Source organism: Micromonospora sp. DT44, from assembly GCF_049841635.1.
Lineage (GTDB): Bacteria > Actinomycetota > Actinomycetes > Mycobacteriales > Micromonosporaceae > Micromonospora.
On record NZ_JBNCKS010000023.1, the window covers coordinates 22,482 to 35,331 of the forward strand.

The window sequence follows — 12,850 nt, forward strand, 5'->3', positions numbered from 1 at the left end:
GTGGATAAGCCTCACTCAGGCCGTCGGAGCCACCGGATTGGGCAGCGCGCCTCCGAAGCGCCGATCCCGCTGGGCGTACAGCTCGCACGCGTACCAGAGGTGGCGGCGGTCGAAGTCCGGCCAGAGCGTGCCGAGGAAGATCAACTCGGCGTACGCGGTCTGCCAGAGCAGGAAGTTGGAGATCCGTTCCTCGCCGGAGGGCCGCAGGAACAGGTCCACCTCCGGGATCTCCGGGTGGTAGAGGTACTTCGCGACGGTCTTCTCGGTGACCTTCGCCGGGTCCAGTCGACCGGCCGCGACGTCTCGGGCGATCGCGGCGGCGGCGTCACCGATCTCGGCGTGCCCGCCGTAGTTGACGCAGAACTGCAGGGTGAGCGTCGAGTTGTCGCGGGACATCTCCTCGGCGGTCTGCAGCTCGGAGATGACGCTCTTCCACAACCGCCCCGGACGCCCCGACCAGACCACCCGGACGCCCAGGTCGACCAACTGGTCGCGGCGTCGACGGATGACGTCCCGGTTGAACCCCATGAGGAACCGGACCTCGTCGGGCGAGCGCCGCCAGTTCTCGGTAGAGAAGGCGTACGCCGACAGGTAGGGGATGCCCATCTCGATGGCGCCCTCGATCGTGTCGAAGAGGCTGTGCTCCCCCGCCTCGTGCCCCTTGGTGCGGGGCAGCCCGCGGTCCTTGGCCCACCGACCGTTGCCGTCCATCACGATGGCCACGTGCTTCGGCACCGCCCCCGTGGGCAGCGCCGGCGGCCGGGCGCCGGACGGGTGGGGCGTCGGTGGCGTCGGCTCGCGCCGACCGGACCTCGTCGATCGGATCACTCGGCTCTCTCCTTGCTCGTGCCGTCCGCTCCGGAACCGGCGTCACCGCCCGGCCGGAGCATCGCAGCCCCGGAACCGGCGTCACCGCCCGGCCGGAGCATCGCAGCCCCGGAACCGGCGTCACCGCGCGGCCGGAGCATCCCCGCCCCACCGCCACCCGGCGGCGGGACCGTACCGGCGACCGGGGTGGTGCTCCGGTCGACCAGCGGCAGCGAGCGTAACGCGCGTTCCAGGTGCCACTGGAGGTGCGCCGCCACCAGGCCGCTGCACTCCCGTCGTACCCCGGTGTCGGTGGCATCGGCGACCACCCAGTCGCCGGTGGTCAGCGCGGACATCAGGTCGATGGTGGCCGGTGCGGGGTGGGCCGCGCCCGGCGGCCGGCAGTCCGGGCACACCGCGCCGCCGGCCGGCACGGAGAACGCGCGGTGCCGCCCGGGGGTGCCGCAGACGGCACAGGCGGTCAGCGCCGGCGCCCAGCCGGCGAGGGCCATCCCCCGCAGCAGGTACGCGTCGAGCACGAGGGTGGTGTCATGCTCGCCCCGCGACAGCGCCTTCAACGCCCCCACGGTGAGCTGGAACAGCCGCAGCGATGGTTCCCGCTCGATGGGTGTCAGCCGCTCGGCGGTCTCGGCGATCGCGCTGGCCGCCGTGTAGCGGGGGTAGTCGCCGAGGAACCGCTTGCCGTACAGGTTGATGCCCTCGACCTGGCTGACCGTGTGCAGCGAGCTGCCGTGGTTGCCCTTGGGGTCACCGGCGAGTTGCAGGTCGATGTGACCGAACGGCTCCAGGCGGGCGCCGAACTTGCTCATGGTGCGCCGGACCCCACGGGCGACCGCCCGCAGTCGGCCGTGCCGGCGGGTCAGCAGGGTGATGATCCGGTCGGACTCGCCGAGCTTCTGCACGCGCAGCACCACCGCGTCGTCGCGGTAGAGCTGTCGGCGGTACCCGGCCATCGGACCATTCTCCCTCGGGGTGTGAAATCAGGGTCGCTTCGGGGTGGACGCGAGGATGAACCCCGATGTGCCGGGCCGACGCCCGCCCGTAGCGTGCTGGCCATGGCACCGCACCAGAGCACCACCGTCCGTCGTCGCCGCGCCGCCGCGCCCGTCGCGTTGGGGTTGTCTACCGCCCTCATCCTGCTGGCCGGGTGCGACAACCTGTCGTTCCGTCGGCTCGACTACGACGACACCGAGCCGGTGAAGATCACCACCATCCGGGTGGACGGGGGCTCCGGGGACGTGATCATCCGAGGCACCGGCGCGGCGGGCGAGGCGCGGATCAAGCGGGTGGTGCGCTACCAGGGCGGCGAGCCCAAGGCGCGGTACGAGATCAAGGACAGCGAGTTGGTGTTGAACACCGACTGCGGTGACCGGTGCAGCGTCTCGTACGAGGTGACCGTGCCGGCGGGCGTGAGCGTGCAGGGCGACAGCGGCTCGGGCGACGTCGAGCTGACCAAGGTGGGCGCGGTGAAGCTGCGGCTGGGCTCGGGTGACGTGCGGATCACCGAGGTCACGGGGGCGCTCGACGTGGAGACCGGCTCGGGGAACATCGACCTGAGCGAGGCCGATTCGACGGTACGGCTGCGGGCCGGCTCCGGCGACGTCAGCGCCCGCCGGGTGGCCGGCGCGACGGACGCCGAGGCCGGCTCGGGCAACGTGACCATCGAGTTGGAGACGCCGACCTCGGCGCGGGCGCACGCCTCCAGCGGGGACGTCAACCTGCTCGTGCCGGCGGGCAGCTACCGGGTCCGCTCCAGCACCGGCTCCGGCGACGCGCGGATCACCGTGGCGGACGACCCGGCGGCCTCCCTGGTGCTCGACGGCTCGGCCGGCAGCGGCGACGTGACCATCAGCGCGCGCTGATTTCGACCGTCGCCGCCTCGGTGGGCGTCCGCTGTGCCGGCACGGTGGCCCGCCCCGCGCTCTCGCCGACCGCGCGCCGATCTGTCCGGGCGTTGCCGGAGACGACCGGCGAGCCGAGGGGAACCAGTTCGGGGCGGCGGCGGGCGGCGACGTCCTCGACCCAGCCGACGGCCAGGGTGACCAGACCGACCAGCGCGAAGACCAGTAGCACCCGTACCGCCAGTCCCACCGGGTCCTGGTGGGACCAGCCGACCACGTCGACGAGCGGGGTGAGCGCCACCACGAACGGCATGTGCCAGAGGTAGATGGTGAGCGCCCGCCGGTTGACCACGGTCACCGCCCGGTCGGCCAGCCGGCTGCGCGACAGCCAGGCCACCCCGGCCGGTGCCCGGCCCAGGACGACCAGGATGAACGCCGCCGACCAGAGGGCGTTGCCCAGGTGGTTGCCGTTGAGGTCGTACCCCCGTGGGCCGGCATGTGTGACGATCCAGGCCCCGCCGACGACGGCGAGGGCCAGCGCGAGCGGGTACAGCACCCGGCCGGTGAGGCGGCGCAGCATCCCGGCGTGGTGGGCGAAGCCCAGCACCCACGCGCCGAAGTACAGCCCGAACTCACGCACCACCGGCGGCGCCGGGTAGATGCCCACCTCGATGGTCACCAGCAGCAGGTACGGGGCGAGCAGGGTGGCAAGCGGGGCCCGCCGGAACAGCCAGAACGCGACCGGTGAGGCGAGTACGAACCAGAGGTAGTCGCGCAGGTACCAGATGACGCTCAGCGCCAGGGCCCCCCAGTTGTTGGCCGGCGGGTCGGCGATCGGGAACAGCCACAGCAGCACCCGTGGGGACAGCGGCAACCCGGTGAACAACATGGCCGGCACGAAGACCACCGCCACCACCCACAGCGACGGCAGCAGGCGGCGCAGCCGACGGCCGACCGCCGCCGGGCCGGACCGGGCGAGCGAGGCGGCCATCAGCGAGCCGGCCAGCGCGAACATCACCGACATGGCGGGGAACACCAGGGTGAGGGTCGCCCACCCGGTGACGTGGTAGACGACGACTCGGACGATGGCCAGGAAACGGAGCAGATCGAGATATCTGTTGCGCATCATCCTGCATCTGGATCGGGGGCGCGGGGGTTGCCCTCTCCCCTACCCGGCCCGACCCACGAGCCAAACGACGCCTCAGAAACCCAGCTTGCGCAACTGCCGTGGGTCGCGCTGCCAGTCCTTCGCGACCCGGACGTGCAGGTCCAGGTAGACCCGCGAGCCGAGCAGCTCCTCGATCTGCCGACGGGCGTTGGTGCCGACCTCCTTGAGCCGGCTGGCCCGGTGGCCGAGCACGATCGCCTTCTGGCTGGGACGCTCCACGTACACGTCGGCGTAGATCTTCATGAGCTGACCCTCGGGGATCATCTCCTCCACCACCACGGCGATGGAGTGCGGCAGCTCGTCGCGGACACCCTCCAGGGCCGCCTCCCGGATCAGCTCCGCGACCAGCACCTGCTCCGGGTCGTCGGTCAGCATGTCGTCGGGGTAGAGCTGCGGCGACGGCGGCAGGTACTTCGTCATCACGTCGACGAGGGTGTCCACCTGGTGCCCGGAGACCGCGCTCACCGGCACGATCTCGGCGAACTCCCCCAGCTGACTGACCGCGAGCAACTGCTCGGCCAGGCGACGCTTGTCCACCAGGTCGGTCTTGGTGACCACCGCCAGCACGGTCGCCTTCAGCTCGGCCAGCTCGCCCGTGATGAACCGGTCACCGCGCCCGACCGGCTCGTCCGCCGGGATGCACAGGCCGATGACGTCGACCTCGGTCCAGGTGGAGCGGACCAGGTCGTTGAGGCGCTCGCCGAGCAGCGTACGAGGTCGGTGCAGGCCCGGCGTGTCCACCAGGACCAGCTGCGACTCGGGGCGGTGCAGCACCGCCCGGATGACGTGCCGGGTGGTCTGCGGCTTGTTCGACGTGATCGCGATCTTGGTGCCGACGATCGCGTTGGTCAGGGTGGACTTCCCAGCGTTGGGCCGGCCGACGAAACAGCCGAACCCGGCCCGGTACGGGCGGGCCTCCGGGTCGCGCACCGGGCTCACTCGGTCACCGTGCCGAGGACCGTGCCGTCCGGGGCGGCGACGTGGATCGGTGCGTCCGGGGCGAGGTCACGCACCACGGCGTGCCCCGCGCCGTCCAGCGTCGACGCCTCGGTCACCACCGCCGCCGCCTCCAGCCGACTCGCCCCGGCGGCGACCGCCGAGGCCACCGCCAACTGCAGCGCGGTGAGGGTCAGCGAGGGCAGCGCCACGCTCGCCGCCGCGTACGTCCGACCGTCCTGATCCCGGACCGCGGCGCCCTCCACGGCACCGACCCGCGCACGGGCGCCCCGGGCCAGGACGACGAGCTTGCCGTCCTCGGCGCTCAACGGCGCCGACGCGCCGGGGGTGGGCCGGGCGGTGGGCGCGGCGGGTGTCTCAGGCATCGGCGGCTTGCCTCTCGTCGTCTCGGTAGTGGTTCGGGTCGCCGCCGGGGCCGGCGTGGTCGCCGCGCCCGGTGGCGTCCTGCGTGTCGCCCGACTCCACCCTGCTCACCAGGACGGTGTCGATCCGGTTGCGCCGACCGGTGGTGCCCTCGGCGACCAGCCGGAGACCGGCCACCTCGACCTCCGCTCCGGGGATCGGCACCCGCCCCAGCGACTGGGCGAGCAGGCCACCGACCGTCTCCACCTCGTCGGTGGGCAGGTCGGTGTCGAACAGCTCGCCCAGGTTCTCCACCGGCAGGCGGGCCGTGACCCGCACCGAGGAGTCCGCGAGGCGCTCGACCGGCGGGCGTTCGACATCGTACTCGTCGGTGATCTCACCGACGATCTCCTCCAGGATGTCCTCGATGGTGACGAGACCACCGGTGCCGCCGTACTCGTCGACCACGATGACCAGGTGGTTGCGTGCCGCCTGCATCTCCGACAGCAGGTCGTCGACCGGCTTGGACTCCGGCACGAAGGTCGCCGGGCGCATCAGCTCGGCCACCGGCACCTGCTCGGCGCCCGGGTCGCCGCCGCGCGACCGGCGGATCAGGTCCTTGAGGTAGAGCACCCCGAGTACGTCGTCGACGCTCTCGCCGATGACCGGGATGCGGGAGAAACCCGAGCGCAGGAAGAGCACCAGCGCCTGGGCCAGGGTCTTGCCCTCCTCGATCCACACCATCTCGGTGCGCGGCACCATCACCTCGCGGGCGATGGTGTCACCGAGCGCGAAGACCGAGTGGATCATCTGGCGCTCGCCGTGCTCCACGACGCCACGCTGCTCGGCCAGGTCGACCAGCTCACGCAGCTCCACCTGGCTGGCGAACGGCCCCTCCCGGAAGCCGCGCCCCGGAGTGACCGCGTTGCCGATCAGGATGAGCAGCGACGCGAGCGGGTTGAGCGCGCGACCCAGCCAGCGGACCAGCGGCGCGACCGCCCGGCCCACGGCGTACGCGTGCTGCCGGCCGATGGTGCGCGGGGCGACACCGACCACCACGAAGCTGACCACAGTCATCGCGCCCGCGGTGACCAGCGCGGCCCGCCAACCCGCGCCGAAGCTGTCCACCGCGACAAGCGCCACCAGCGTGGTGGCGGTCAGCTCGGCGAGCAGCCGCAACAACAGCAGCAGGTTGAGATGCCGGACGACGTCCCCGGCCACGACCTGGAGGGTACGGGCGCCGCGCACGCCGTCCCGGGCCAGTTCGGCGGCCCGGGCCGGCGAGACCGCGGCGAGCGCCGCCTCGGTCATCGCGATCACACCGGCCAGCACGACCAGGCCGGCCGCGAAGACGATCAGTTGCAGGTCGGGGAGGCCGGCCGTGGGGCCGACCGCGAGTAACACAGGAGTGGACATCACGGGGTACGGGTCGACCGCCAGCTCGCCAGCAGCCGAGCCTGGAGGCCGAACATCTCCCGTTCCTCCTCCGGCTCCGCGTGGTCGTACCCGAGCAGGTGCAGCACCCCGTGCACGGTGAGCAGGTGCAGCTCGTCGGCCGGGGCGTGCCCGGCGGTCGCGGCCTGCTTGGCGGCCACCTCGGGGCAGAGCACGATGTCGCCGAGCAGGGCCGGTTCGCCGCCGGCCGGGGCGGTCTCGCCCGGACCGTGGTCGACGCTTCCCTCGTCCATCGGGAAGGCGAGGACGTCGGTGGGGCCGTCCCCGCCCATCCAGCGGTGGTTCAGCTCGGTCATGTAGTCGATGTCGACCAGCAGCACGGACAGCTCGGCGAGGGGATTGACCCCCATCTCGTCGAGGGCGTGCCGGGCGACGGCGAGCACGGCGTCGGTGTCGACGTCGACACCGGACTCGTTGGCGATCTCGATGGACAACTGCTTTCCTCTGCTTTAGCGGCGGCGGCCGGCCCGGCCGCCCTGGGCGGGTCGCCCGGGCACGGCATGGACGCCCTGCGCCTGCTGGTTCTCCCGCTCGGCGTCCCAGCGGGCGTACGCGTCGACGATCTCCCCGACCAGCCGGTGGCGAACCACGTCGGTGCTGGACAACTGGGCGAAGTGCACGTCGTCGACGTTTTCCAGGATCTCCCGGACGACCCGTAGGCCGCTGCTCGTCCCACCGGGAAGGTCCACCTGGGTGATGTCACCCGTCACGACGATCTTGGAGTTGAAGCCGAGCCGCGTCAGGAACATCTTCATCTGCTCGGGCGTGGTGTTCTGCGCCTCGTCCAGGATGATGAACGCGTCGTTGAGCGTCCGACCGCGCATGTACGCCAGAGGCGCGACCTCGATCGTGCCGGCGGCCATCAGCTTCGGGATCGACTCCGGGTCGAGCATGTCGTGCAGCGCGTCGTAGAGCGGGCGCAGGTACGGGTCGATCTTCTCGTTGAGCGTGCCGGGCAGGAAGCCCAGCCGCTCACCCGCCTCGACCGCCGGCCGGGTCAGGATGATCCGGTTGACCTGCTTCGCCTGCAACGCCTGGACGGCCTTCGCCATGGCCAGGTAGGTCTTGCCGGTACCGGCCGGGCCGATGCCGAAGACGATGGTGTGCGAGTCGATCGAGTCGACATACCGCTTCTGCCCGAGCGTCTTCGGACGGATGGTGCGCCCACGGCGGGAGAGGATGTCGAGGGTCAGGACCTCGGCGGGCCGCTCGGCGCTGCCCTGCTCGAGCATGCCGACGGTACGCCGGACGGCGTCAGTGGTCAGGGTCTCGCCTTTCTCGATGAGTTCGAGCAGCTCACTGAAGACCCGCTCGGCGAGGGCGTTGTCGGCGGGAGCGCCGGTGATGGTGATCTCGTTGCCGCGGACGTGCACGTCACTGGCGACCGAGCGTTCGACGAGGCGCAGGATCTCGTCACCCGCGCCCAGCAGATTGACCATGATCTTGGGGTCGGGCACGGTGATCCTGGTCTGCACCCGGGGCGGGCCGGGAGGTGGGGTGCCAGTCATAGGTCGGGCCGAGGGGCCCTGCGCACCTGCTCTCAATCTCGGCGCCGGCCCAGCTGGCACGGCGTGCGGACGTTACACCCATCGTATCGGGTCAACGCGGGCCGCATCGCGCCCATTTCCGCTGGCCGCGATCAACTCGCGACCTGCGGTGGAGAAGCTTCAGGGGCGGTGATCCAGGGGTTCGGTTTCCGCGTCCTCGCTCACGGCCGAGGCCCACGCCTGGGACCAGCGGACCAGCGGGCGCAATGCCTGGTAAGCGCCGCGCCCCAGCCCCGTGAGCGTGTAGGCCGTGTCCGGCTGCTGGGCGACGAGGTGAGCGCCAAGTAGTTCGGTCAGCCGTTGGCGCAGGACGCTGGAGGACATGTTGTCGCAGCGCTGCTGCAACGCGCGGAAACCGAGCGGCCCGTGCTGCAACTCCCAGACGATGCGCAGGTTCCAGCGGCGGCCAAACAGGTCGAGAGCGGCCATAAGAGGTCGTCCGGTAATCGATCCGCGTACCGGCTGGCCGGGCCTGGGTACCGTCATCGCCTTGCCGCCCCTCTTGATGCTTCGATCTTAGATACAGCAGCATCCAGTCGGCGCGCTGCCCCTATCCGGCAAGCGCGCGGACGACCGCCAACCCGCCGACCCGGGTCCTGATGCCCGCCGGCCCGCGTCGGGCCGAAGCGAGCACGCTGGCGGGTCGACCGAGGGTGTCACCCTGCTCCACCTCGATCGCGACCGTCTGCGCCCCTGTCGAGTCGAGCAGGTGGGCGGCGAGGCAGCCGGTGCTGTTGGCGTTGGCGACGTCCTCGTCGACACCGATAGCCGGCGCGAACATCCGGGCCGCACCCGGTCGGTCGCCCAGCGGCGGCACGTACACGAAACAGCCGAGGAGCCCGTACCGCCGGCACGCCGCAGCCAGCCTGCCGAGGTGTGGGCGGACTCGGACCAGCGCCGACCGGTCGCGGACCGGTACGAGCATGCGCGGTGCGCCGGGCGCCGCGATCCGTGGCCCGTCCTCCGGATGCGGATCGTCCGCCGTGAGCCCGAGCGCGTCGACGATCGCGGCCCGCTCGTTCGGCGCCGGGTGACGCAGTGCGACGAGTCCCTGGTCGAACCACACCTCGATGCCGCCGGGGCGGCGGATCGCGACGGTGTCGAAAGTGCGCCCGCCGGTGTGTTGGCGATCGTTGAGCTCATCGCGGCCGGTGCGGGTCAACCGGACGGCCTGCGCGGCAACGGTGCCGTGGCCGCAGCCGGACAGCTCACCGGTGGCGGTGAAGAATCGGACCGGCCAGGCGCCGTCCGGCGTCCGCCCCGGGCCGACGAACGCCGCGTGCGAGGTGCCGGCCGCGGCAGCCACCGCACACCGGTCGGGGTCCGTCGCCGTCGGGTCGTCGTCGGTGACGGCGGTGGGGCTGCCACCCCGGCCGTCGCGCCGCACGCACGCATCGACAATTGTGATCTTCGGCCGGAACATCGACCCACCTTTGAACGCTCGACGAAAGCGGCCCGGCACCGACAACGACCAGATCGAATCGTGTGGCTACGTCGTTCACGAGTGCGCCCTGTCCAGCCAGTCGGTGATGAGGGGGATGGTGTCGGCGAGGGTGTCGACGCGGTGGTGTGCGTCGGCGAGTTCGTCGTCGAGATGGGTGGTGCGTACGGCGATCACTGTCATGCCTGCGGTTCGAGCTGCTTCGATGCCTGCGGGGGCGTCCTCGATCACCAGGCAGTGGGACGCCGGGAGGCCGAGCAACTGCGCCGCCTGTAGGTAGCCCTCTGGATCGGGTTTGCCGAGCCGGACGCGGCCGCTGTCGACCAGCACGGGAGGACCGGGTAAACCGCCTGCGAGCAGGCGGTGCAGCACCGTCGGAGCTCGGCCGGAGGTGACGACGCCCCACCGCCGGCCCTCCAGCAGACGCAACACTGCGGCGGCATCGGGATACACGGGAAAAGCGTCGCCCTCATCGGCCATGAGGTCGCGGACCAGCCGGTATTCGGCGTCGGCGTCGAGCTGTGGCGCTGCGACCGCGATGGTGTCGACAGGCCGGCGGCCATGGGTGTGTGACCAGACCAGGTCAGGGTCGAGGTTGCGTTGCGTCGCCCACCGGCTCCAGATCCGGCGGTAGGCAGGGTACGAATCGACGAGCACACCGTCGACGTCGAACAGCACTGCCTTGTCGGCAGCACCCGCGCGGACGCCGTGCGGGTGATGTGACCCTTGATCCATCACACCGCCAGGTCGTGCAGTGCGCCGACCGTGGTGGCCGCCTGTACGGCCATGTCGTGGATCAGCCGGGCGGCGGGGAGGACCTCGTGCACAAGGTGCACCGACTGACCCGCGTACAGCGCCATGTCTTCCAGGTCACCCGTCATGTCGGGCAGCGGTATCAGGTCCTCGTACCGATGGTGGTTCCGGTCGGCCGCGTCCACCGCCACGACATCGCCCTCGCCGGGACGATGCGGTGCCTGCGGCGAGCCGGCGGCCTCCCATCGTCGAAGGGTCCCGTTGCGCAACGCCCGGTGCGGCGCGTGCGGCCAGCCGCCGTCGAAGCACCGGGTGTACACGGCGTCCACGCCGGCGGCGGCGATCAGATGCCGCCGATACACCTCATGCGTCGCAGCCTCAGCGGCAGCCAGGAAACGAGTGCCCAGCATGACGCCCTGGGCACCGAGCGCCAGCGCCGCCGCGACCCCCCGGCCGTCCGCGATCCCACCCGCGACAACCACGGGTACGGGGCCGACCGCGTCAACGACGGCGGGCACCAGGGCCATTGTGGACGTGCTGCCTCGGACATGACCGCCGGCCTCCCAGCCCTGTGCCACGACGACGTCCACGCCGTCGGCGACCGCGTGGACCGCTTCGGCGACCTCGCCGACCGTGTGCAGATGCAGCGCGGCCGCCGCACGGATCCGGGCGTTCACCGGCGACGGGTCTCCCCAGAAGGTGGAGATGATCGGCACTTCCTCTTCCAGGCACACCGTCAGCAGATCGTCCACCGGAAAATCGAGAACCAGGTTCACGCCGAACAGCCTCGTGGTGAGCTCCCGAGTTCGCCGGATGGTGCGGCGTGCCTGCTCGGGGCTCTGCCAGGTCAACGCCAACATGCCGAGGCCGCCGGCCTCGGATACGGCTGCGGCAAGGTCCGGTCCCGCAGCCGAACCCACCGGCGCCTGGATGATCGGCAGCCCAATGCCCAGCCGTTCGCACAGGGCGGTTCGCAATCCCCTCACGACTCCCCCGACTGCTTCGGAAATCGAATCGCTCGGCGCGGACGTTACTGCTTCGGATATCGAAGCGTCAAGAGCCCTGGCAGAGCGTCGGGCCGGCCGTCAGGTCAGGTCTCGGGCGAGCATCGGGCCGAGTGGCGCGCCGCCGAGCAGGTGGGCGTGCACGTGGAACACCTCCTGCCCGCCGTACACCCCGGTGTTGAACATCAGCCGGAACCCGTCGCCGAGCAGCCCCTCGTCCTCGGCCACCGCGGCGGCCGTGGCCAGCACGGCCCCGGCCAGCGCCGGGTCACCCTCGGCGAGGGTGGCCACGTCGGCGTAGTGCTCCTTCGGAATGACCAGGACGTGCACCGGAGCCTTCGGGTTGATGTCGCGGAAGGCGAGCGTGGTGTCGGTCTCGCGGACCACGGTGGCCGGGATCTCCCCGGCGACGATGCGGCAGAACAGGCAGTCGGATCCCATCGGGGCAGTGTAAGGACGGACGGCACGGCTCAGGCAGGATGGCCGGCATGACGGATCGGGCGGTTCTGGTGACGGGGTCCTCGCGCGGCATCGGCCGGGCGGTGGTGGAGGCGTTCGCCGCCAGTGGGGACCGGGTGGCGATCCACCACCGCGACTCCGCCGAGGCGGCCGAGGAACTACGCGCCGGGCTGCCCGGGTCGGGGCACGTGGTGGTCCGCGCCGACCTGACCGACCCGGCCGCGGTCCGCACCATGGTCGACCGCGCCGCCGATCAGCTCGGTGGCCTGGACGTGCTGGTCAACAACGCCGGCACGTACGGCGACCGGGACGTCCCGCACCCGATCTTCGGCACCTCGTACGAGGAGTGGCAGGCCCGCTGGCGGCAGGTGTTGGAGACCAACCTGACCGGTGCGGGGAACGTGATCTGGTGCGCCGCCCAGCACCTGCGCGAGCGGGGTGGCCGGATCGTCAACGTGTCGTCCCGGGGCGCGTTCCGGGGCGAGCCGGAGCAGCCGGCGTACGGCGCCAGCAAGGCGGGGCTGAACGCGCTCGGTCAGTCCCTCGCCGTGGCGCTCGCGCCGTACGGCATCACGGTCGCCACGGTGGCGCCGGGCTTCGTGGCGACCGACATGACGACCGAGCACCTGCGCGGCGAGCGGGGCGCGGCGATCCGGGCGCAGAGCCCGTTCGACCGGGTGGCCCGCCCGGAGGAGATCGCGGCGGCCGTGCACTGGTTGGCCTCGCCGCAGGCCGAGTGGGCCTCCGGCACCATCGTCGACCTCAACGGCGCTTCGTACCTGCGCAGCTGACCTCGCGATTCAAGCCCGGCGCGGCGTTCACTGACCAACCGGCGGTGCGCTGCGGCTCGTGCGGGCGCGATGGCGGACACCACTGTGAGCGTGATGCCTGTGAGTCATCAAGATGACTCACCGGCATCACGCTCGAAGGAGTGGGCGGCTCCGACCTGCCCGCGTCACCGGCCCGCCAGCCGAGGCCACCAGCGGCCGAAGCGAACGCGGGCCAAGGCCGACGGCCGAAGCGAACGCGGGCCAAGGCCGACGGCCGAAGCGAAC

At 71.6% G+C, this 12,850-nt stretch carries 15 protein-coding genes; 2 read left to right on the forward strand and 13 right to left on the reverse strand.

Translation table 11 applies throughout. The features are described 5' to 3' along the window. Nucleotides 1–15: 15 nt before the first annotated feature. Nucleotides 16–828, reverse strand: a complete 813-nt coding sequence (locus tag ACLQ25_RS15375) for an isoprenyl transferase (protein WP_425731545.1) — start codon at nucleotides 826–828, stop codon at nucleotides 16–18. Then, nucleotides 825–1,781, reverse strand: a complete 957-nt coding sequence (recO, locus tag ACLQ25_RS15380; RefSeq protein ID WP_425731546.1) for a DNA repair protein RecO — start codon at nucleotides 1,779–1,781, stop codon at nucleotides 825–827. Before recO ends, ACLQ25_RS15375 begins: the two co-directional genes overlap by 4 nt. 102 nt (nucleotides 1,782–1,883) lie before the next feature. On the opposite strand from recO, the gene ACLQ25_RS15385 reads away from it, so the two are divergent. Further along, nucleotides 1,884–2,690, forward strand: coding sequence for a DUF4097 family beta strand repeat-containing protein (locus tag ACLQ25_RS15385; RefSeq protein ID WP_425731547.1), 807 nt, complete (start codon nucleotides 1,884–1,886; stop codon nucleotides 2,688–2,690). On the opposite strand, the gene ACLQ25_RS15390 is transcribed toward ACLQ25_RS15385, so the two are convergent. From ACLQ25_RS15390 to ACLQ25_RS15440, 11 genes are all read right to left on the reverse strand, one after another. Continuing rightward, nucleotides 2,677–3,795 (reverse strand): acyltransferase family protein, encoded by a 1,119-nt coding sequence (locus ACLQ25_RS15390; RefSeq protein WP_425731548.1) that lies wholly within the window; start codon nucleotides 3,793–3,795, stop codon nucleotides 2,677–2,679. The two genes, ACLQ25_RS15385 and ACLQ25_RS15390, sit on opposite strands and share 14 nt — an antisense overlap. Before the next feature lie 75 nt (nucleotides 3,796–3,870). Further along, complete coding sequence (gene era / locus ACLQ25_RS15395) at nucleotides 3,871–4,767, reverse strand: GTPase Era (protein WP_425731603.1); 897 nt, start codon at nucleotides 4,765–4,767, stop codon at nucleotides 3,871–3,873. A gap of 5 nt (nucleotides 4,768–4,772) precedes the next feature. Beyond that, complete coding sequence (locus tag ACLQ25_RS15400) at nucleotides 4,773–5,159, reverse strand: cytidine deaminase (protein ID WP_425731549.1); 387 nt, start codon at nucleotides 5,157–5,159, stop codon at nucleotides 4,773–4,775. Continuing rightward, on the reverse strand, nucleotides 5,152–6,576 hold the full coding sequence (locus ACLQ25_RS15405; protein WP_425731604.1) for a hemolysin family protein: 1,425 nt from the start codon (nucleotides 6,574–6,576) through the stop codon (nucleotides 5,152–5,154). The genes ACLQ25_RS15400 and ACLQ25_RS15405 overlap by 8 nt, the downstream gene beginning before the upstream one ends. After that, nucleotides 6,552–7,025, reverse strand: coding sequence for an rRNA maturation RNase YbeY (ybeY, locus tag ACLQ25_RS15410; protein WP_396804134.1), 474 nt, complete (start codon nucleotides 7,023–7,025; stop codon nucleotides 6,552–6,554). Before ybeY ends, ACLQ25_RS15405 begins: the two co-directional genes overlap by 25 nt. A 15-nt stretch (nucleotides 7,026–7,040) precedes the next feature. After that, entirely contained in the window at nucleotides 7,041–8,099 is a 1,059-nt protein-coding gene (locus tag ACLQ25_RS15415) for a PhoH family protein (RefSeq protein ID WP_425731550.1), read from the reverse strand. Between the two features lie 159 nt (nucleotides 8,100–8,258). Then, nucleotides 8,259–8,567, reverse strand: coding sequence for a winged helix-turn-helix transcriptional regulator (locus ACLQ25_RS15420; RefSeq protein WP_425731551.1), 309 nt, complete (start codon nucleotides 8,565–8,567; stop codon nucleotides 8,259–8,261). Between the two features lie 121 nt (nucleotides 8,568–8,688). Continuing rightward, nucleotides 8,689–9,561 carry a PhzF family phenazine biosynthesis protein gene (locus ACLQ25_RS15425; RefSeq protein ID WP_425731552.1) on the reverse strand — a complete coding sequence of 291 codons (873 nt, stop codon included), beginning with the start codon at nucleotides 9,559–9,561 and terminating at the stop codon, nucleotides 8,689–8,691. Nucleotides 9,562–9,636: 75 nt separating this feature from the next. Continuing rightward, on the reverse strand, nucleotides 9,637–10,257 hold the full coding sequence (locus ACLQ25_RS15430; RefSeq protein ID WP_425731553.1) for an HAD-IA family hydrolase: 621 nt from the start codon (nucleotides 10,255–10,257) through the stop codon (nucleotides 9,637–9,639). Between the two features lie 56 nt (nucleotides 10,258–10,313). Continuing rightward, on the reverse strand, nucleotides 10,314–11,318 hold the full coding sequence (locus tag ACLQ25_RS15435) for an NAD(P)H-dependent flavin oxidoreductase (RefSeq protein ID WP_425731554.1): 1,005 nt from the start codon (nucleotides 11,316–11,318) through the stop codon (nucleotides 10,314–10,316). Nucleotides 11,319–11,417: 99 nt separating this feature from the next. Next, a complete protein-coding gene (locus tag ACLQ25_RS15440; protein ID WP_425731555.1) occupies nucleotides 11,418–11,777 on the reverse strand; it encodes a histidine triad nucleotide-binding protein in 360 nt (119 codons plus the stop codon). A 47-nt stretch (nucleotides 11,778–11,824) separates the two neighbouring features. Here ACLQ25_RS15440 and ACLQ25_RS15445 point away from each other — a divergent pair, with 47 nt between their 5' ends. Beyond that, nucleotides 11,825–12,586, forward strand: coding sequence for an SDR family NAD(P)-dependent oxidoreductase (locus ACLQ25_RS15445; RefSeq protein ID WP_425731556.1), 762 nt, complete (start codon nucleotides 11,825–11,827; stop codon nucleotides 12,584–12,586). The last annotated feature ends 264 nt before the right edge of the window (nucleotides 12,587–12,850 follow it).

Coding starts and splice junctions, on each gene's coding strand:
- ACLQ25_RS15400 (WP_425731549.1), bottom strand. CDS start 5,159: ATGCCTGAGACACCCGCCGCGCCCACCGCCCGGCCCACCCCCGGCGCG.
- ACLQ25_RS15420 (WP_425731551.1), bottom strand. CDS start 8,567: ATGGCCGCTCTCGACCTGTTTGGCCGCCGCTGGAACCTGCGCATCGTC.
- ACLQ25_RS15425 (WP_425731552.1), bottom strand. CDS start 9,561: ATGTTCCGGCCGAAGATCACAATTGTCGATGCGTGCGTGCGGCGCGAC.
- ACLQ25_RS15415 (WP_425731550.1), bottom strand. CDS start 8,099: ATGACTGGCACCCCACCTCCCGGCCCGCCCCGGGTGCAGACCAGGATC.
- ACLQ25_RS15440 (WP_425731555.1), bottom strand. CDS start 11,777: ATGGGATCCGACTGCCTGTTCTGCCGCATCGTCGCCGGGGAGATCCCG.
- ACLQ25_RS15445 (WP_425731556.1), top strand. CDS start 11,825: ATGACGGATCGGGCGGTTCTGGTGACGGGGTCCTCGCGCGGCATCGGC.
- ACLQ25_RS15390 (WP_425731548.1), bottom strand. CDS start 3,795: ATGCGCAACAGATATCTCGATCTGCTCCGTTTCCTGGCCATCGTCCGA.
- recO (WP_425731546.1), bottom strand. CDS start 1,781: ATGGCCGGGTACCGCCGACAGCTCTACCGCGACGACGCGGTGGTGCTG.
- ACLQ25_RS15385 (WP_425731547.1), top strand. CDS start 1,884: ATGGCACCGCACCAGAGCACCACCGTCCGTCGTCGCCGCGCCGCCGCG.